We start from the raw sequence: 19877 nt of genomic DNA, 5'->3' as shown, positions 1-19877 counted from the left end.
CTGTCATTTTTAGATTATCTGTTTCAGTATCTCTCTCCAATAGGTCGGCTCTACCTCGCTGAGAAGGAAGTCCATGAAATCCCTCCGTGCGTCCTTGTTCAGTTCGTGGTACAATCTTCGGAAAGTTTCAAAATTGCCGTTGATGTACGTTTCCACCATATACACGAAGATGTTGTCCACCTCGTAATATCTGCACTGCTGCGCTGCCGTCTTGCTGTTTCTTTTTGCCATGTCGGTAAGGGTTAAAGGGTGAATAACCAAAGGATGAAGCCAAAGAAGGCAATGGTGGAAAGGATAGCCACGATTACACCTATCGCCACTCGGAACACTCCGTTTACAATCTCTCTGATGATGCCCCAAAGGATGCCGAACACCCCGAAGGCGGTGCGCATCATCAAGCCGCATATCGCCAACCCGATGTGTTGCGCCATTTGTCTGAAATTTGCCGTTGCCGTCATATCTTCGCTGTTTTTGATTTTTTTGTTTTTAATGCGGATTCAAGAGCTGAGGGAGTTGAGTTTCAAACTATCTTATCTGCCTCTCGTTTATCCGACATTTTTTTTATGCGTCTTTCTGTCGCATCGGTCGTTTTCGTTTCGGGTGCTTGAAAAGGTAGGGATTAGGGAATGCAAGGTTTTTCGGTCAAAATACTACCCGCAGGGCTGGAGATTTTTACCGAAAACAGGAGGCTTGACCTTGCTTTCCCGTCCAATCCCGGAATTACCTTTGCGCCCAGAACGAAAATGACTGACTGATGCGGCTTACTGAAAGGCGCAAAATGGAGGTAAACGAAAACAGAGGCAGATTGTGTAGAAAAAAACTTCAGGGGAAAATCCGTAAAAAAAAGAATCACCAAAAGGAAAAAGACATCACCGGAAGCGTGAAAAGGGCAAACCACAACAAAGGAAGTATGATTGTTTCCGATCCGACGGAACTTGTTCAGCCGGGTGGCAACAATCATTCTTCCCGGTTTGTCCGGCTGTGTGTGGGCGCCTGTTTCATTCATGGGGCAGGCTGACACACTCTGCATTCACTTTCCGCTTCCGGCAAAAGAGACAGCGAAAAAAGAAAAATCATTTGAAAACCCGTAAAAGCACCTCTTGGCATAGGCGCAAAAGAAAGGGGCATTGCTTCATCTGTCTAAACATCGTTTAGGCGTGAGGCAATGCCCTTTTCTCCAGCTATGCGGTAGTCGGCACACGTTTGTTCCAAACTCGTTTTGGGCAATGGTGTGCCGACGGACAATACCGCTTTTACGGAAAATTCTTATGAATGAGGGGATAAAAAACGGGAGTTTATATCAAAATCTCGAATTAAATAGCTACTTTTGCATACGAAGAGTTCTTTGAAGGTTACGCAACGCGCAGAAGGATAATGCAGTAGATAACTAACTAAATCGTAACCTATTACTATCAAGAGCAATTAACCTACGCTCATTTCCAATAAATTACACTCTTTTCGTAACTTCAGTTTGCAAATATACTAAATATATTAGATAATAATTTCCATTTTGGAAAATATTTCTTATTTCGGGCAAATTTTAACCATTTTTGGTGGACAAAGGATATATTTAGGGCAAAAAAGAGGCTATTTCACACCAAAGACTTCTTATTTGGCAGAATAAAATTATGTCATTTCAGAATTCCATTGCCAATCCAAATCAAGAAAATGTAGCAAGAATGTGATATTTTATGTGTTTTCTTTTGGTTGCTTGGGGATAAATCTGTACCTTTGCAGTGATTTTGTAACATGTTGATTATCAATGGTTATTTCCGTTTTTGCGACATGTGTGCAACATCCGGTGCTAACGCATTGATAGTCAGTTAAAGTCGTTTTTGAGGAGGTGAAGTAAAATCTGACAAACAATTCTATAACTATAGCGTGTAGCTCAATGAGTTACACGCTATTTTTTTCTTCACAGGTGATACTTTCTTCTTATGCCACTTAATCAAACATCACTCTTGGATTCAACTCCGAGGGCGAATGCCACTCAATACCGTGCTCGGCTAAAACCTGCCTAAGCGTACTCCAGTAACTGAAGCAGAAGCCCATGCCACGAGGTTCGTTTCCTAAACGGTGGTCACATTCTTTCTCTATTTCATAAAAGTTCTCCTCCCACTCCGGGGTACGCTCAATGGGGTCAAAATTAAGATGGCGGTGGTGGCGCTCCATGAATTCGCTATAGCTGACATGCGCTATGTCAATATAGTCCTGCAACCGACAAATGTCGTTGCGTACATCCTCCTCAGCAGAACAGCAATCGGGGAGTTGTCCACCGGCACGTTGCATCAGTGTCAGTTCAAGGTGCAGCAAATCGAGCACCAATCGTGGCACGTCGTATTCAGGCAATTGCTGAACAATAGCGTCACAGGCCATAGCCATACCCGATGCGGCCTCATCGTCATCAATTGCTTGGAGTAGTTCCATACTTTCCTTGGCCAGCGGAATATTCTTCCACATCCGCATTTCCTGTGAGTTTTGGCGCATCTTCTCAATATTCTTGACGACACGCTCTGCTCTTTTTTCGTTTTCGGTCTTAAATAGTTTTATCATACGTAGGCATCATATTTACCATCTTCTTCATCCTTGACAATCAGCAGTTTCTCCCATTGCGTCTTCCAGTAGCGCTCAAGCTCGTCCTTATGCCTCAACAGGAATGCTTCGTCATTACATCTTCTCAATTGACAGAGGGCGTCCTTGTCGTCAGGCAGATAGCGTGCCGCGCGCAACCATAGCTCATAGCGCTCGGTGCAGCTCATCACTTCGGGCCATTCCTGGTCATCATGCAATGTGGCTATCTGCTCAATGCAACTGACATCGCCCAGTCGTGCCCCCCGCTTCAGGTATTGTACTCCCTTCAGCGTGTCCTCGGGGAATCCCAATGTACCATAATAGTAATTCGACCAGAGAAGATAGGCACAATAGCCATCGCCCATCTTCAGGCCTTTCGCTAACTGGGCAGACAACAACTGCTGCAACTGTTGCTGTTCGTCGGCCGACAACAGTTGGAAATCCTCCTCCATCATGTCAGCCCGATGGGAACAGCAGTAGGCACTGCCCTCCCTGATGCCCTCCTCCATCAAACTATCGTAGAGCGCCATATTGCCACGCTGCTTATATATAGCTGCCAAATCGTAATAACTCTCTTTGTTACCCTTTTTGATAGCTTCATCATATTGCTCAACAGCCTCTTCCTTGCGGTCTTGTGCTTCATAGGCATATGCCAACAGGACATTCCAATAAGAGTCAGCATCGTCATCGTGCTCCAGTCGCTGTTCTATCTCATGTGCTACGTTCTCTGGCTCTGCATCACAGAACATACCGAAGATACGGAAACGATCCATCTGCTGGGCAGCCCGTTCACTTCCCCGATGGATGGCTTCTTCGAGCAGCTTGTTGCTTTTCTCAAGGTCCATCACGTTCTCCTTGGTTTCACCATAGCGCCACATCAGCGCATAGGCCGCCATGGCATCAGGCACATGGTTCATAGAAGCGAGGAAAAGCGTTTCAGCCTCACTCATCGAATCATCGGCAGGTTGCATGTAATAGAGCCAACGCCCCAGTCCATATTGTGCGAACGCATCGCCCATATCGGCCATCTTACGCAACAGCTGCACATCGTCGGCAGTGAGCTGCATGATGCGTTCTTTTGTCCGGAAGCAGCGCAGAAACTCCTCGTTATGGGTAACCACCAAGGGAACTGAATCAATATTCTGCACCGCCCCGTTCCATATATTCTGAGTAGTATCCATCGTCATTCAAGTAATAATTTAAAATTCTTCTCTTATTGCTGGTGTGAGAATAATCTATAAAGTTCGGATAATTCTTCAAACCAACAGCCTCCATCATGCTCTTCACACCCATTTATTCTCTACCGATTGCCAATTCCAAACGTGTAACATTCTCAGAAGAAGGTCGTATGTCGATTGAACTTGTATGGGTAGTTGTATGGGTGAACTATGGAATTATTATAATCAATCTTTCTTATCTCCAAACAATAATTTCAATTGCTTGTCGAAATCGCTCATAATTTCTCTATCTTGAATGACACGGAACTTGTCATATTCTGTGAGTGCCTTTTCTACCGCTTGTTCGTGAGTCACACGTCCAGCATCTGGAAGCAAAGGACGGTTATTCAAATCCATGTAGCGCTGTAGGAGAGCCGACCAGTCCGCCATTGTCATCAAGATATGGTCTTCTGCGCGTTGCTCTGCAATGTCTATGAAGGCATTGCTCAACCTGTTCAACGAATCAACCTCTTTTTCGCTGAGATAGTTCTTGGCCACAGTAACATCCGATTTCACAACTCTTCCGTCTGGTGCATTCTTCCAGGTAGTCAATCCCATGTGAGGGCGTTCTGCATCTGCACGGTCATAGATAATCTCAGCAGCAGTCTGTTTAGTTACGGCATAATGCATGATGTTCTGTACCGTCTTGAAGAACAACTGAGTTTCCTCAGAATCCTTATCATAATCAGAACTACACTCGCTATATATGTCCGTAATCTTCTGATAGTAACGTCGCTCACTGATACGTATCTCACGAATGCGGTCAAGCAAATCATCGAAGTAGTCTGCCCCGAATACGTTTTTACCTTTCAGGCGCTCATCATCCAATACAAAGCCTTTGGTAAGGTATTCTTTCAAGACTTGTGTTGCCCAGATACGGAACTGAGTAGCCTCGTAGCTATTCACACGATACCCCACTGCAATGACCACATCTAGGTTATACATCATCACTTCACCAGACCATTTGTCCGAAGGTATCCTAATTTTTCGGATAGTGTCGGACAAATGTATCTCTCCGCTTTCATCAATCTGTTTAAGATGATAATTAACTGTACGAACGTCGATACCAAATAACTCTGCCATTCTCTGTTGTGAAAGCCAAAAAGTATTGGTGTCGAAGATAACTTGAACCTGTACTTTCCCATGTCCACTTCTATACATGAGTACTGAGGACTCCATGCTTCTCACAGCAACATCTGGAGACATGGTTGAACTAAAATACTGTTGTGCAGCCTTCACCATCTCTTTCTTTTGGTCGGCATTCATAGCCACAGCCATACATGCAGCACGTGAAAGTCGAATGCTCGTCACTTTTCTGACAGCACCACTGCCCAGTTCCGCCATTTCCGTTATCTCCACAAAATGCTCCCTTAGATGATAGCCCTTTTGTGAAGTCCATGCCTGTGCTTTGGCTATGACACGTTCAAAGTTCCAGTACTTGCCATAGCCCATCACTCGCGCTAACTTGCGTGAGTTCCACCATTCCTTGCCATCGGCATCAACCTCTCTCAACTGCTCGAAAGGAGATTGGAGTTCGGGGATGTTGTTAGTGTCATGTTCCATATATACTTATAACGTTTTTATTCCGGCCTTATTTCAATGAATCCTTAGATTTGTGAGTCCGTAATACTTTCAGCCTTCAGCCTTCAGACCTCAGCCATCAGCCATCAGCCTTCTATATATCAACTGTCCCCATGACATATGCTATTGTAAAGAGCCAGTCCTTTTACCGTCAGCAAGTATTTCTGGCGAGGGTGACGGGGCGAATCAGGATATAGCATACGGATATAGCCCTCGTTCATAGAAGGATTAAGAGAGTAGTCAAGGAAGTTTTCCCTATCTTTCAAGCCGATTTTCTCCATCATCACTTTGACGGATAGTTGCTCCTCACCCAAAGCCTTTACCAGCCTAATAATATTTTTATTGTCGGTGTAAGCTATACTTGTCGGGGTACTTGTCGGGGTACTTGTCGGGGTACTTGTCGGTTGTTTTGAGGGAACTGTAAGGTTTGGCTGTTCTTTCCATTCTGCAGGCGGGTTAATATGCAGATAACGATTGCGCAGATCCCACTGCTCTCCAAGCAGTAGATTACGGAAAAAACGCTCCAGAAAAACAGGACTATAGTCGATACCCTTTATGGCATTTTTGTATTTGGCCCTCACAAGTGCATTACGGAAATACCAAGAATGTTTAGCGAACAAGTCGTTCTCCACATTAAAGCCTAGTGAACGAAGATACTGAATAGTAAATACGGCCGTAGTGCGTGTGTTTCCTTCACCGAAGGCATGTATCTGCCAAAGTCCAGATACGAAATTGGCAATATGAGCCACTAACTCATCATTACTGATGCCCTTATAACTGAAATCACGTTCCTGCTGGATATCATAATCAACAGCCCTGCGCAGATCTTCCCAATTCAGGTAGCTCACGGTGTCACCCTCCAATACCCACTCACGCTTGGTAATGTCGTACTTTCGCATTTCACCAGCATGTTTCATTACGCCTTCGAAGATTCTGCGATGCAAGGATATGTAGCCATTTGTCGAGAAGTCGCATGTTTTTACCGAGAGTATGCGCTTGATGTTCTTCGAGGCTTTGTCAGCCTCCTGTTTGTCATCATCGTCAGCTTCACGAGTCGTTTTATTCTCGTAATAACTATTGAGCAACTGTTCCACCTCATCGATGGTTATTTCACCCTCGATGTTTCTGCGAGCCAAGTCGTTCAGATACTCTGACGTTTTCAGCCCATCCACCGCCTGAAGTCCAATAGCCGTACTCCAGGCGTATGCAGCTTCACGCTGCGACGGCTCTCCCTGACGAATATACTCGTCAAAGTTAAAGTATAGCTCCTTATCGTTCTTTTCGCTCATATCTCGTCTTACCTATATTCTTATAACGTTTTTATTCCGTCCTTATTTCGTGCCTCCATAATACTATCAGCCTTCATACATCTAACATCAGCCCTCTTACCTCAGTCATCTTCAGCGGATCAAAGAACCATCCCGTGATTCTTTATTCGTCGTCCATATTCAAATCATTTGGGGGATGAAACAGTTCCTGTTATTTTCTTTGCAGTCTCAGAAGGAATACCAATTTGTTGAAGCAGGTATGCCATTACTAGTGACTCTAAACAGAGCGCTAAATCTCGGTATTGTTCCTTATTATATATTTTGTCTGCCTTTTTGCGAATACGACCATGAGTTAAAATATTCCTCGTATTAACAACCTTTGAACTAAAACCATCTTCAACATTTAATTCAATATAAGAGTTTAGGTCACCTAGAATCTTCTCTAATTTCTCTTTGAGTGTGAAAGGCTCATGTTTAAACAAGAAGCGTTTGAGTAATTGGGCCTCTTTTTTATTAATGTACCCTGACACCTTCTCTATTAAATCAGAACATCCCTGTTCGACTTCTACCAATTCTGTCTTCTCACTCTTTACTAAACCGTCTATAGCTGTTGTATAGTTCTTTATTTTTGATGATGGGTTCATGAAGTCATTATCTAATGACTCAAAAATTGATTCTACTGATGAGAGATTGGATTCCAAAACAAGAAACCATTTTCTAAACAACTCTGGGAACGCCACTTCATCAAAGTCAGTAACATCTGTACTTATTGAACCGCTTTTTAAAGAATATTTATAAGTGTATTTTCTACTTTCTTTGTATAAGAATTGTCCTTTTTGTGTCCTAAAACATAAATACTCAGGTGAGGAATTATTGTTCCATATAAGTGAAAAGAGCCAATGAATAGACAACAAACTAATTAAGGATTCATCAAAGTGTTTCAGACCATCAAATTCTACATTTAAGAATGATTTATGAGCTAGTCTGAAACCATTCTTATCAGGGAAGTTATAATCATAACCAAAGTAAAGATATATTCTATTTGATTTCGTTTGGTATAGAACCAAAGACTCACTCTGTTTATATTTAAGCTGGAGATTTGGAGGGAATTCGAAAGAATAGGAATTAATAGTAATGTCCTTAACCCAACTATCCATTAAGCCATTTCTTATGCAGCAACTACGCACTCTATCTGTTTCTAATTTCTTTTTGTCTGATACTAATATGACACGGACATCATATTCCGCATTAAGCATATGATCACCAAAAACAGAATGTTTTTTAAATGAAAGCCCTTTCAAAATAAAGTGATAATCATGATTCTTTTGATTCTCATCTTTATAAAACGCATAACCTTCAATTACCGGAATATATGAGACAGCCCAGTTCTTAATTAGGACATCCTGGCCTATTACCTCTAACGAGATAACGTCATTTTTGATTGTTAGGACACCAGCTAATGGTCTCCTTCGGCTTCCTTTTATTTTCCAAAAGCCTTGATATTTTTCTGCGAACTGGAAATTATAAACGTCCATCTTTATCCAATATATAATGTGTTATGATCTTTCAATTCAACCGTTCAAAACTTTCTCCACTATCATTCGCATATACCCGTCACTTTGTTCTTTCTGGAAGTAGATGTGGTTCTTATTCATATCCAGTATTGAGCCACCCCAATGTTCAATTGCTTCAGCTTGCGTTGGCGTAATAATGTAGCAATCAAGTGAAATATCCTTATCGTGGAGTTTTTGCTCGATTTCTTCTTTCAATTTGTTGAAGAAGCCAATCTTTGCACTCTTGTAGCCTTTCTCATGCTGAAGGCCATGAGGTTCAATAAAGGTAACATATTGGTGCTTGCCATCAATAATCCATAGGATGAAGTCGGGATAGAAATAAAGCGAATCAAAGAACCCAAGGCCCTTTTTGCTGCGGTTACGAAGCAGATACAAAGACTTACCATTAAGCAGTCCCTGATCGTTTTGGATAAATTTCAGGAGTGAATCTATAAAGTCTTTTTCGCTCGGAACCAAAGCCGCAGGCTTAATTACCACAAGAGGCCCCTTTTCTGCATCTTCATATTCATCGCCTTTCAGATATAACAGAGGTTGATAAAGGTGCTGTTCCAGGAAAAGCGCCTTGAAGGGATTGGTACGGTCAAATTCGTATGGCTGCCCCTGATACTCTTTCACCAAATCAAAAATTTTTCCTTCATTCTTGGCATCATCAAGCATTGCTTTAAGCGCTTTGAGTTTTCCAACGATTTCCTCTTTGCTCTTGTCTACAAGAATATTATACTCCTCGAAGAAATTCTCGCTATCAGGTGTTAACCACGTTGTTTCCAGATTCTCGGCTTCCCATTCGTGCTTACGATGATTATAGAATGCATCCACGTAAAGTTTCAGCAGCTTCGTTGCCAGTGATTGCCATAAGCGTACACAAGCCATAAAGTCAAGAGGGCGCATATCGTCCTTTAATATGTACAAAGTGTACCATTGGGTATCCTCGAACATTTTTTTCAAAGAATCGCGTGTAAACGAGAGGTTCGACCATTTGCGGGAACGCTTGAACTGCTCTAACTCGAAATACACATCATCCCAATCAATATAAGGCCAATATGACTTCTCAAGTTTCTCATCATTGTAATCATGCGTAACATTGGCTCCTACTTGCTGACTTGGCAGTCGCTGTAAACGAGGATAATAGTTCAGCGTAACCTTCAATTTCTCCTCTGCTTTTAGCTCAATATGTGGACAATCAATCTTGAAGTCTTTTCCATCTTTGACTTTGATATACTTCAGCTTGGTCTTTTCTAAATCGACTGTTGGGAGTACTGGTAAATCTATTGGTTCCATTTCTGGGCCTTTATTGATTCCCTCGCTCTCCAGATATTCACGGAACTTCTGCATATAGTCTGCACGAACACCAAAGATGTTGAGTGTTTCAAGCAGATTGATGAAAGCTGGTAACTCAGGGTGCTCATAGCCTTCCAATTTATGGCTTCGCTTCAAACTAAAACCATAGCCTTTCAAACGGACACCGCGACCAAAGAGCTGAATAATCTGGCTACCCTCACCACGGCCTATGTTCATCAGCCCCATAGTTGAAACGCGCCAAGAGTTCCAACCCTCAGTGAATTTCTTCGAACCAATAAGTATATTGATGCTGCTGTCTCTATCATTGATGGTGGCAAAGGGTGACTTGTTGGTGAAGTCCACATCTGTACATACGAAGAGGGCATTTCCTTCTTCATCTTTCTCTTCTTTGATTTTCTTCATCAAACCATCGGAATCACCCACGTTAATAACACCAAAGTATTCCCCGTTGCTACCTATACGTAATGCTATTTCTCCTTCAGTTGTCTTCAAATTATCAACATAGATATTTGCTCCCAACGTAGGTGCCTTAAACAGGCGCTGAAGCATGTCGTTATAGATAAAATTGGCATCCATATCGGAAACTCGCAGGTAGCGGAATGAGTCCTCAAAAATCTCGCGGTTTTCCTCATCACGCAGTCCTGCCTGTCCTGTCATCAGCAGTCTTATGTCTTCAATAACGGTATTGTGATTAGAAATGAAGGAATAGAAGAAGCGCAGGATGGATATAACGTCACTCACGCTTTCCTTATAGGCAGCACTCGACTTGCTATTCGACTTGAGTACCGTTGTTCCCACAAAGATGGCCAGGGGCTTCTCAATATTGAATGGACGCATTATGTCGCTTTCTTCTTCGTATAACCTCATTTGCTCATAAAAACTAAGCAGGCAAGCCGTAAGATAGCGATTAAGTTGCCCTGCCTGTAGTGATTCTGTGAGGTTGAGAATGTTGTAGTCTTTGCCGTAACCATCTTCATAGAAATGCTTATAGCTATAGTCAAAGATGGTCGCTTTAGCATACTCATTCAAGAGTTGCTTTTTCTTTTGTGGGTCACTGCCTGCCGAAACGCTTTGGCCGAAAGTAGCACTATATTCGAAGGTGAAACCTCCGTCAGCCAGTGTGTTGCGATAGTCCTTCCAAGAATCTCCTGACGAGCCACGATGACCTTCATCGACAATGATGAGATTATTGCCCTCAAACTCGTGGGGGTCAACACGCGTCACATTGTTCTTCTCTTTGTCGTCACTAAGTTTGGTTATTTCCATCACTTCTATATGAGTGCCTTCGAAGAGGTGTCTTGTGGCATCCTTGTTGAAACCGATGGCATTGATTCCACTCTGAGCAAATTCTTCCAAATGTTGATTTGAAAGGCCTTCATTGGGTGTAAGCAGGATGATGCGGTTTAGACGGCCTTCACGTTTGTCGCTGCGTTCATAGTACCACAAATATTGAAGGATATTCACATGCATGAGCAGCGTCTTTCCGCTACCTGTTGCGTTCCAGTAGGCCAGTTTGTTCAGGTCTTTCTCGATGAAAGGCTCCAGTCCGTTATAGTTTTCTGGATTAGAATTGAAACAGTTGGGATGTGAGCGGTCACCTTGCAGGAACAGGTTGAGATCTTCGAGCAGTTGTTCTCTACCGTTGAAGTAGCGATCAAGGTAAGCTTCTGTGAAAAGCAGGGATAGATATTGGAAGTATTTCCATTGAATTGCCTCCTTGCGCAGTTTGTTGATGCGCTCAGTATGCCGGAATATATGTTCATCGTATTCTTCCAGTTTCTCAGCTATTGGGCTGTTACGGAAATATTGCTTCAGCACCAGCGAATATCGTGAATGGTTCTCTTCGTCCCATCCCTCAAGAATGGGGGCCTTCAACAGTTCGCTTAAACGCTCGATATTGGCATCTGGTCCCAATAAGCTGAACATATATTGGTTCAGCACTAATGAGTGGCGGAGTTTTGCCAGTTTTGTTCTTATTCTCTCAGGCATATTTTATTCCTCCTCAAACATTTTGTGCTTGAACGTTTCCTCCGTAAGGCTCACCTTCCAAATGTCAGCGTCAGTGCGAAGGTTATCCAGGTTGTTGTCACCATTCACATATATACGGTCAAAAGACTTGTCCTCCATTCCAGCGAAAATGGTATTCAACTTTTCGCTATCCACCTCGGCTACATTGCGCCAAATGATGAGGGTGCGCTCTCCATCGCGGGTTGTACCCTTCACGATACATAGATTTTTGTCAGGCCATTCTTCATGTTCTACATAGAGGCCAATCAGATAGTTGAAGGTTTCTACCAAGTCAACAGTCTGCTCGCAGGTTTCATTGCGGCGTGTAATTTGCATCTTATAGTCGAATGGTCTGTCAAATTTCTCAATAGAGAAGAGCGAGTCACGTGTCTCAAAGTCAAGCATGTAGCCCAGATAGCTCTCAGAGTAAGTACCGAACAGACCGCCGTTGTTGCTCTTTACAACAAGGTTATTCAGCGTGTCCTCATATTGCTCCAGCGTAATGTACTTGAAGCAGTGACTAATGCCTTGACGAGAAATTGGCTTGCCGTTATCCCAGTCTTTTGAGTATATTACTTTCTTGATGCGGGGCTTCATCACTGTATCGAAATAATCACCCATTTCACAAAGTATATACTTTCTTTGCCCTTTATCTTCACGATTAAGGTTTATTACGGCATGAGCCGTTGTTCCAGAACCTGCGAAATAGTCAGCAAACACGCCTGCTTTTGAACGAGTTGACGCAAGTAATAGTGTTATCAATTTTGATGGCTTGGGATAAGATACAGCATATTGTGTTCCCAATATTTGATGCAATTCTTCGTTAGCATCTTCATTAGAACCCCATCCAAACCTGTTTACATTGTTAATGTCAAACTTTCTGAAATCGTCACCACTTTCTTCTCCCAGACGCAAGAGAAGGTCTTTCATCCGTTTACGCCTCGCTTCTGAGACTATACGTCTTATATATAAATCTTGAGTAATATACAAGGCATTTTCATCCATAAATCCGTCCAAACTGGATTGGGAATACCTCCAGTTTGCTTCTATGGTTATATCTTGCTGTAAAATTTTGTTACGGATAACCAAATCACCTAAAAGCTTTAATGACATATTTCCTGCTGATATAATACTTCCTGCAGGTTTAAACACAGTGGACTCTCTGTATTTACTGATTATGCCAGCCTTAAATGTACGAGTGCTAATGGGATTGTCAGGATTGACGCAAGGATACGTTTCAGTTTCTTCATTTATTTCTCCTATATATCCCATAAATTCTTTTATATCTTTGGCATAACATAGGATATAGTCTTTCATTTTTGCTATATTGCCACTAAGGAAGCTGCCTTTTTTCTTCTTCTCCCAAACCAAAGTTGCAAAGAATGATTCCTTCCCAACCATTTGGCGAATTAAAGAAGCAAGATATTCTTGTTCTTCATCACCAATAGAAATCATGGTTGAGGCGTCTTTCGATAATAACAAGTTGGAATTGACCAACCTATCATATAGCATCGAAAGCCAGCTGCTATCAGAATAACCATCCTTATAAACAAAGCCGTCATCACCAGTATTATAAGGCGGGTCGATAAAAATTCCCTTTATTTGCTCCAAATATTTTCCTTGGAGAAACTTTATCGCCTGGAAGTTATCAGAATGAATCAACAGTCCGTCACATTGTGCATCAAAGTTCTCAATACTTGCTATTAAATGATGTTTAAAATCTTTTGTGAAGTGCTTTGTGTCAAGTACGAGAAACGAATTTTCTTTCAAGAATTCCTTTGTCAATGGATTTGTGTAAGCATGCGGGTGATATATGTCCACCTCAATCTCATTGATTGCATACAAATCTATCCATTCCTTAATCTGTTCGTCGTTGTTGGTGATTTCTTCAAGCAAGGCCTCGTCAATTCTGTCAAGAATCCTGTCGAGTGTAATACAAAATTCACTTTCAATTGCGAATTTCTTCTTCAACCATAGTTTCTTTTGGAAGTTTTCAATCCCTGCAAGGAAAGAAATGATATTGTAGCCGACATGCTTTACGGTTTTTATAAGAGTCAGATAACTGCGCATCCTGTGTTCACTGGAGTCGATGTCATCAATATGGAGGATTTCGTTCTTGATATAAAAGTCCAACTCCCTTTCAAGAAATCTCTTGAGATTCTTGTGTATAAAAAAGTCGCAGGTGTTTCGCTTCACAAAAGCCTTTAAATGTTTTTGAAGAATAGACGGAGAATCATCAATACCAGCCTTTGAATGATACATCAATGCATTGAAAGCTGAGAAGTCGGTATTTACACGTTCAACAATCTTTGTGCTTGCAGAATTGATTAGCTTTTCTTGAATGTCACGCTCCTTTTTCATCAGTTCGTATGTGAAGCGAATAGTGAGTTCACTTCCGTCGGCGAAAATGAAATCTTCGTCATCGCTATCAGCCAAAGCAAAACAACGAATCAGGTCTTCATCCGTCTTGTTGTTTCCAATATCCTCTGGTGTGGCATTCACCAAACGGAACACCACCTTTTTGTCGCCATCAAGCTTGAAAGAGTAATTTTTCAGATACTCACTCGACTTAATATAATACTGGTCTTGATTGGCCCAATACATCATCACCTCTTCACCGCCGTAGGGAATAGCATACTTGCTGTCATCGTGGACGCTACTATACCTGCGTTTGCTAATAAAGTCACCATCATCATAATAGCGACTGAAGAACCTTGCCAGGTGGTCGTAGGTCATATTCTCCAATTCATCTGTTGGAGTGAGCCCTTTTAATTCTTCAGCAAGCGCCTTTATCTTAGGCACGTTCATGATGTCGCTCATAGACATACCAAGATTCAAAGCATTCTGTTTTGCTTTCTCTAGCTCTTCTTTAACAAAAACACGCCGTCCGCCTACATTTTGGGCTATTTCGTCCTGAACGCTCTTCTGCAGGTCTACTTTCAGATATTTTTCAATGTCCTCCTGTTTCTGATGCATCACTTTATAGATGCCGAAGTCCAAATCTGCAGCATCGTCAATCATGAACATTTCGCGGAGAACCTTCACGAATTTCTCAAATTGCTCTTCGTTTGGTTTCATATTATTTGTTATTTATCTTTGTCTTTTAATTCCGTATTTCTACACACTTTTCATTTCAATCTATCTTCCATCTTCGAGCCATCTCCGAAGGTATAAGCCTACTTTTGGTTTCAAGATTCACGTATAACTTCGTTAATCACCTCCCAATGACCTGTTTTATTACTGCCCACATACCGAATGAGATTCATGTCACGAAGGACATAGAGGTCTCGTTTGATGGTTATGACACTTGTGCCTAAAGCTTCAGATAACACTTTGGCATTTATTGTATCATTTATCGTATCATTTATCGTACCATTTATCGTACCATCGTCTCTCATCAGCCTTAGCAGGTCGAGTTGGGTGGCTATCACACGGTCGGCAATGAAGTCGGTGAACACCTCTGGGCGGGTATGAGCTGTTTCGAGCGAATAGATATATTCGTGACGAAAGATAGCAGGAATAACCACTTTGGTTTCAGATTCAGTCAGGCTGTTGCCCTCCAGGGCATTACTGGTATAGGTCAGCCCCACACGATAGTATTCACGCAGCGACTTTAGTGTCTCTGGTGGCAGCGGACGATAAGCAGATAGTATTCGGTTGTTCTCGTCTGCCTGACTGTATTTTTTTTGTAAATCTGTCATGTATCTTTTCTTGTTTTATTTCTTTGGCAGTTTCTGAGTTTCCTTCTGCATTTCCTTCTCGTCCTTCGCCACACGACGCTCCACCTTCTTGATATCCTCTGCTGGAGGCAGCGACTCAGGCCTGATGCCCCGTTGTCCCAACATGCCACGAACACTACGGTTGTTCTGTACATGCTCTGCCGTGATATCTGTCTCGCCATAGAGATCCTTCTGCTCTACGTTGTAGTTGGTCATCTCCGTCGCCAGGTTCTTGGCGGCAATGGTCAAGGTTGGCAGGCGGTCAGCAAGGGCTCCACTCTTGATGCCGAGCCGCTTCTTCATCTGTTCTGTAGTCAAACCGCCAAACAGGGCTTGATCACCTTTGGAACGGATGCGTCCAAAACCACGGTCATCAACTCCACGCTGGAAAATGTTTCGGCTCAGCTGTTTCTCTGATGTGCGCAGTCGCTCGCGGGTGCTCAAGCGGGCAATCTCGTTCAGACGTTCTTCTATGAGTTCGGCCTTGCGGGTTTGCACGGCAAAATAGCTTTGGGCAAAAGCAATCTCTTCCTTCTTAGGATCACCATTCTGAGCAATCAGATAGCAGGCATATCGGGTGAGCATAAAGTCCTGCACTTCACGTTGTGCGCCTTTGGCCAAAGCTATCATTTTCGTGACCTCACGAAAATGATCATCAACATTGATTCCCAACGTTTTACACGATTCCATAGCACGACCTATGGCGCCAATGAAATTCTCCCATCGCACGTATCCAAGCACCTCTTGGAGTTCACGGGCGTACCATACCTCTATAGCATTGTCATCGTCGTCCTTGACCGTCTTTGCTATTTGGTCAAATGCTGTCTTATACTGTTGTATCTTTTGAATGTCCATAATTTTGTCGTTTTTATTCTTCTTCAATCAAGTATTCGAAACGGGCCTTAGCAATCTCCAGGGACTTCTGAATCGGGCGTTGCAGCACCTCACGAGGAGGTAACTCCATCTGTATTTCTCCTCTCAGATTCTCGTCAGCTATGCGTTCTATATATTGATCTATTGCAGCCATGTTTCTTTCGTATTACTTTTAATTTTTGTAACTCTCCACGAACAATATGCGTACAAAATTAATTAATTTCCACGAAATAAAGAAAAGAAATCCATTTTTCCGCAAAACACGATTAATAATAGACTTTTCCCTTCACTTTTTCCCTGCAACGAGCATGATAAAAACGTTTGCTTGTTTTCGATTGAAGTACAATCTTCCCAGCGATAATTTTTGTTCCTTTTTTCCATCATTACACTATTAGCATTTTAACATTTGAACACGCTCATAACTCGCACGGAAATCACCGAGTGCATTCCAGGTCGAAAATTTGCAAGTTATGGAGATGGAAAACACTTCAAAAATTGTCAAATTCCCCAAAACGCCACTATTTAGGGGTAAAAACAGGAAGAAACCACCGTCAAATTATGCCGAAAAATGCCATTTTTTAGCTACAATCACCATTAAATTACACTGCAATTACCATTGATTTGAACTGCAAATCCCGTTAAATTGCACTGCAATCAACGTTCTACTGCGATTTAGCTTCTATTCAGGTGCATTACAACACTTATGCAAATAGAGCAAAACAGATGAAATAGACACCAAAAAGCACATTAAACGACCACTTTTTCATCAAAAAGAGTGCAGGGAGTGGTCCAGAAGTACCTTTTGAGGCGGCGAAAGAGGCATTTTCCGTTCTAGTTTACGATTTTCATTTGTCAAAATAATCGAATATTTGAACAAATAAAATGTACATTTTTAACACATAGGTTATACCTCACTTGAACCTATAGAATATTCAGGAAAAGAGTGATGATGCCTGTGTTGATGAGGTCGGCAAACATGGCTCCTATGATGGGGACAATGAGGAAAGGCTTGACTGTGTAGCGGTATTTATAGCACACAGCACTCATATTGGCCATTGCATTGGGAGTTGCGCCAAGGCCGAAGCCACACATGCCAGCACACAGTACGGCAGCATCATAATTGCTGCCTAACAGGGGGAAGGCAGCGAAATATGCAAAGAGGGCCATCAGCAGCACCTGTGACACCAGGATGACGATCAAGGGAAGTGCCAGACTCTGAAGTTCCCATAGCTTCAGGGATATCATGGCCATGCCGAGGAACATGGACAGACAGATGTTTCCCACACTGATGATTCGCTCCATATCGAGCAACCTGTCGGCTTTCACCATTTCTCCTTCTTTCCTGTATCTGACGAATCCCAGCGTGTTCCGAGCTATAGCTGCCAGTATCAAGGCTCCGAAATAGGTGGGGAACGTAACACCCGTCTTGTCCAATAGCCAGCTCAGTAGGGTGCCGCCTCCCATCACCAGGAGTAGGCAGTAAGTGGCTTTGGCATACTGCTGGAACTCCAGCTCGTTGGTGCTGACACGCTTGGCACGACCGGTTGGCGATGCCTCGTCGCTCTCTATACCAGCCATGGCCGGGTCTATCTCCTCATCCTGTTGCACCTGTTCCTGAGTGAGTTTGGTGCGGATAATCTTTTCTGCCAAAGGTCCACCTATCGTCGACCCCGCTATCAGTCCGAAAGTAGCGGCAGCCATGCCTATAGTTCCAGCCCCATGCAGTCCCATCGTTTCCAGCACGCCTGCAAATCCGCCTGCCGTACCGTGTCCGCCAGTCATGGAAATGCTTCCTGCGGCCATGCCTATCAGAGGGTCAACACCCATCAGTCGGGTGATTCCCATGGGCATCAGGTTCTGCATGGCGATGATGACCACCAGCAGGCCCAGCATAATGGCCAGCAGTCGGCCACCTTTCTTAATCACTTTCAGGTCGCTCTGGAAGCCCACACTAGTGAAGAAGGCCAACATGAAGACATCCTTCAGTGTGTCGTCGAACGACACCTCCACATCGAACCAGCCATACAATGCCAGTGTGAGCAATGAAAAGATGATGCCCCCGCTTACTGGCGATGGCACGCAGAATTTCTGAAGGAAAGCCACCTTTCGTGTTAAAACCATACCGGCGATGAGTGCCAGGGCACCGATGCCAGCCGTCTGAATCATGTCCAGTTGAATACTCGTCATACAAACCTCCTTTTTTGTCAGAACCTATAGTGCAACTTCATATTGGCTGCATGCCTGTTTACTTTTGCCCCGCTGCAGAAGGCATCAAACATGTCGTGCCAGTCAACGCCCAAATGCCAGTGCTGCCCAAACTGCTTGCTGACAGATAAACATCCATATACAGGGACTCCCGTCTTCTCCCGTTCAGGGGATTTCTCGGTGTGGGCCACCAACTGCACGCCCACCCGCCATGCCTGTGGCAGACATACCGTGGGAGCCAATCGGAATGAAGCATAGGCACCACTCCCAGCCACATAGAGGTGGGGGCCTCCTGACATGCTGAGCCATCCCGTTTTCCAATAAGCCGATGCACTCAGTTTTGTAAAATTCTCATCACCTTCTATGTTATAATAACTTGCTTCTGTCTGCACGGTCAGCTTCTGCTGACTATAGGCATACGCCAACTTCATTTGATTGATAGTCCGTTCGGCCAACTGTCCCTTAGTCACAGCCCATACTTCGTCAGAAAGCGTAGCTGCATTTTCAAAGAGAGGCTCATAGGACGGATTATAGTATTTGCGATAAAAGCCCAACTGAACCTGATGACGGCTGTCGGGCAGAAAGATGACGCTGGCATTTGCATTGTGGCGGGTGTCAGAATACCTCTGAGTGGTCTCGGTATTCTGCAGTGACGTCTGCTCACTTTGCTGTCCATAGAGCTTGTAGTCATAGCACATGACACGACGGCCCACCGTGAACCTCCACTTGGGCAAAGAATAAACGAACTGAAGATACACATCATAGTTGAACACCTCCCACTCCCTGTTGGCAGCCTTCTGAGTGGTCATCAGGAAATCGCCCTCCGTGCCCAGCATCATGGATAGCCGTGGGATGAACAACGGCGTGTTCAACTCAAAATTATACAATGGCAACTTGTGGGATAAGCCGGGCGTTTCCGCATACTGATAGCTGCCCACCACGAGCAGTTCAGTACCCTGGTCGTTGAACGTGTGGAAGTATCGGGCCCTGCCCATCACTTTCTGTGACGAGCCTGCAGGAGTATCAAAATATTGCTGAGTGAAATAGGTTAATAGTCTGTTTCTACGATCAAATCGATTCGTCATGTGCAGGGTTAGGAATTCCCTGTCCCCTTCTTGTCGGCGATAGGAGGCATTGGCATAGAGGTCGGTGTGACGGCTGCCGTACAGCGTATTCACAGTACCATTCCCGGTCATTTCCTTTCCGCCCTCGCCCTGTCCTTCCACAAAACCTCTGGCCCCCTCAGGCATTTTCATGTTGATGTCCAACACCCTCCCCATGCCTATGGTACCCTTGGCCACACCAGTATTATCGCAAACCTGAATAGTAGCAATATCCCTGGCTTTCATCTGACTGAGAATCAACCTTGTGTCGCCATTCATCGGACAGTTGTCTATGCGCAGGTTGTAGTTGCCTATCACATCTTCGTAGCCTAATACCGTCAGGTCTGGCACCATCTGCAGCACCTCCATCAGCGACTCCTCGCCCGTCAGTTCCATTCGCTGGGGGTAGATCATTAGCCTGTCGCCCCTCATCTCTACGATGGGCAGCCCACCTTCTGCG

16 protein-coding genes are annotated in these 19877 nt (G+C 43.6%); 1 reads left to right on the top strand and 15 read right to left on the bottom strand.

Annotated features, from left to right (window positions below):
- Positions 1-9: 9 nt before the first annotated feature.
- The 3 genes from L6475_RS02830 to L6475_RS02820 all read right to left on the bottom strand — a co-directional run bounded on the left by L6475_RS02830 (position 10) and on the right by L6475_RS02820 (position 1030).
- Positions 10-231: a hypothetical protein gene (locus L6475_RS02830; RefSeq protein ID WP_004291534.1), complete on the bottom strand. Its 222-nt coding sequence runs from the start codon at positions 229-231 to the stop codon at positions 10-12.
- Positions 232-242: 11 nt separating this feature from the next.
- Positions 243-458 carry a hypothetical protein gene (locus L6475_RS02825; protein ID WP_004291535.1) on the bottom strand — a complete coding sequence of 72 codons (216 nt, stop codon included), beginning with the start codon at positions 456-458 and terminating at the stop codon, positions 243-245.
- A 161-nt stretch (positions 459-619) separates the two neighbouring features.
- Complete coding sequence (locus tag L6475_RS02820) at positions 620-1030, bottom strand: hypothetical protein (protein WP_004291538.1); 411 nt, start codon at positions 1028-1030, stop codon at positions 620-622.
- Positions 1031-1136: 106 nt separating this feature from the next.
- Between L6475_RS02820 and L6475_RS14540 the strand changes: the two genes are divergently transcribed.
- Positions 1137-1349, top strand: a complete 213-nt coding sequence (locus L6475_RS14540; RefSeq protein WP_007567577.1) for a hypothetical protein — start codon at positions 1137-1139, stop codon at positions 1347-1349.
- Positions 1350-1944: 595 nt separating this feature from the next.
- Here L6475_RS14540 and L6475_RS02815 read toward each other — a convergent pair.
- From L6475_RS02815 to L6475_RS02760, 12 genes are all read right to left on the bottom strand, one after another.
- Positions 1945-2553 carry a hypothetical protein gene (locus tag L6475_RS02815; protein WP_237822313.1) on the bottom strand — a complete coding sequence of 203 codons (609 nt, stop codon included), beginning with the start codon at positions 2551-2553 and terminating at the stop codon, positions 1945-1947.
- The gene (locus tag L6475_RS02810) at positions 2550-3752 is read right to left on the bottom strand and encodes a hypothetical protein (RefSeq protein WP_237822311.1); all 1203 of its coding nucleotides are present in this window, start codon (positions 3750-3752) and stop codon (positions 2550-2552) included. The genes L6475_RS02815 and L6475_RS02810 overlap by 4 nt, the downstream gene beginning before the upstream one ends.
- A 222-nt stretch (positions 3753-3974) precedes the next feature.
- Entirely contained in the window at positions 3975-5351 is a 1377-nt protein-coding gene (gene rhuM, locus L6475_RS02805) for a RhuM family protein (protein ID WP_237822309.1), read from the bottom strand.
- A gap of 119 nt (positions 5352-5470) precedes the next feature.
- Positions 5471-6658, bottom strand: coding sequence for a Fic family protein (locus tag L6475_RS02800; protein ID WP_237822307.1), 1188 nt, complete (start codon positions 6656-6658; stop codon positions 5471-5473).
- Positions 6659-6822: 164 nt separating this feature from the next.
- Positions 6823-8172 (bottom strand): HEPN domain-containing protein, encoded by a 1350-nt coding sequence (locus L6475_RS02795; protein WP_237822305.1) that lies wholly within the window; start codon positions 8170-8172, stop codon positions 6823-6825.
- A 36-nt stretch (positions 8173-8208) separates the two neighbouring features.
- Positions 8209-11499 (bottom strand): DEAD/DEAH box helicase family protein, encoded by a 3291-nt coding sequence (locus L6475_RS02790; RefSeq protein ID WP_237822303.1) that lies wholly within the window; start codon positions 11497-11499, stop codon positions 8209-8211.
- Positions 11500-11502: 3 nt separating this feature from the next.
- Complete coding sequence (locus tag L6475_RS02785) at positions 11503-14595, bottom strand: site-specific DNA-methyltransferase (protein WP_237822301.1); 3093 nt, start codon at positions 14593-14595, stop codon at positions 11503-11505.
- Positions 14596-14705: 110 nt separating this feature from the next.
- Entirely contained in the window at positions 14706-15218 is a 513-nt protein-coding gene (locus L6475_RS02780; RefSeq protein WP_237822299.1) for a hypothetical protein, read from the bottom strand.
- Between the two features lie 15 nt (positions 15219-15233).
- Positions 15234-16091: a DNA damage-inducible protein D gene (gene dinD, locus L6475_RS02775; RefSeq protein WP_237822297.1), complete on the bottom strand. Its 858-nt coding sequence runs from the start codon at positions 16089-16091 to the stop codon at positions 15234-15236.
- 13 nt (positions 16092-16104) lie between these two features.
- Positions 16105-16263, bottom strand: a complete 159-nt coding sequence (locus tag L6475_RS02770; protein WP_237822295.1) for a hypothetical protein — start codon at positions 16261-16263, stop codon at positions 16105-16107.
- A 767-nt stretch (positions 16264-17030) separates the two neighbouring features.
- The gene (gene gltS / locus L6475_RS02765; RefSeq protein WP_237822293.1) at positions 17031-18296 is read right to left on the bottom strand and encodes a sodium/glutamate symporter; all 1266 of its coding nucleotides are present in this window, start codon (positions 18294-18296) and stop codon (positions 17031-17033) included.
- A 17-nt stretch (positions 18297-18313) separates the two neighbouring features.
- Positions 18314-19831, bottom strand: a complete 1518-nt coding sequence (locus L6475_RS02760) for a hypothetical protein (RefSeq protein ID WP_237822291.1) — start codon at positions 19829-19831, stop codon at positions 18314-18316.
- Positions 19832-19877: the final 46 nt, after the last annotated feature.

It is taken from the genome of Prevotella sp. E9-3, assembly GCF_022024015.1.
Taxonomy (GTDB): Bacteria; Bacteroidota; Bacteroidia; order Bacteroidales; family Bacteroidaceae; genus Prevotella.
This window is presented reverse-complemented; position numbering and strand designations above follow the sequence as displayed.

What these genes read in the sequence shown, in the direction of transcription:
- L6475_RS02830 (WP_004291534.1), bottom strand. Translation starts at nt 231, where the DNA reads ATGGCAAAAAGAAACAGCAAGACGGCAGCGCAGCAGTGCAGATATTAC.
- L6475_RS02800 (WP_237822307.1), bottom strand. Translation starts at nt 6,658, where the DNA reads ATGAGCGAAAAGAACGATAAGGAGCTATACTTTAACTTTGACGAGTAT.
- L6475_RS02820 (WP_004291538.1), bottom strand. Translation starts at nt 1,030, where the DNA reads ATGCAGAGTGTGTCAGCCTGCCCCATGAATGAAACAGGCGCCCACACA.
- L6475_RS02785 (WP_237822301.1), bottom strand. Translation starts at nt 14,595, where the DNA reads ATGAAACCAAACGAAGAGCAATTTGAGAAATTCGTGAAGGTTCTCCGC.
- L6475_RS02815 (WP_237822313.1), bottom strand. Translation starts at nt 2,553, where the DNA reads ATGATAAAACTATTTAAGACCGAAAACGAAAAAAGAGCAGAGCGTGTC.
- L6475_RS02770 (WP_237822295.1), bottom strand. Translation starts at nt 16,263, where the DNA reads ATGGCTGCAATAGATCAATATATAGAACGCATAGCTGACGAGAATCTG.
- L6475_RS02825 (WP_004291535.1), bottom strand. Translation starts at nt 458, where the DNA reads ATGACGGCAACGGCAAATTTCAGACAAATGGCGCAACACATCGGGTTG.
- dinD (WP_237822297.1), bottom strand. Translation starts at nt 16,091, where the DNA reads ATGGACATTCAAAAGATACAACAGTATAAGACAGCATTTGACCAAATA.
- rhuM (WP_237822309.1), bottom strand. Translation starts at nt 5,351, where the DNA reads ATGGAACATGACACTAACAACATCCCCGAACTCCAATCTCCTTTCGAG.
- L6475_RS02810 (WP_237822311.1), bottom strand. Translation starts at nt 3,752, where the DNA reads ATGGATACTACTCAGAATATATGGAACGGGGCGGTGCAGAATATTGAT.
- L6475_RS02760 (WP_237822291.1), bottom strand. Translation starts at nt 19,831, where the DNA reads ATGATCTACCCCCAGCGAATGGAACTGACGGGCGAGGAGTCGCTGATG.
- L6475_RS02790 (WP_237822303.1), bottom strand. Translation starts at nt 11,499, where the DNA reads ATGCCTGAGAGAATAAGAACAAAACTGGCAAAACTCCGCCACTCATTA.
- L6475_RS02780 (WP_237822299.1), bottom strand. Translation starts at nt 15,218, where the DNA reads ATGACAGATTTACAAAAAAAATACAGTCAGGCAGACGAGAACAACCGA.
- gltS (WP_237822293.1), bottom strand. Translation starts at nt 18,296, where the DNA reads ATGACGAGTATTCAACTGGACATGATTCAGACGGCTGGCATCGGTGCC.
- L6475_RS02795 (WP_237822305.1), bottom strand. Translation starts at nt 8,172, where the DNA reads ATGGACGTTTATAATTTCCAGTTCGCAGAAAAATATCAAGGCTTTTGG.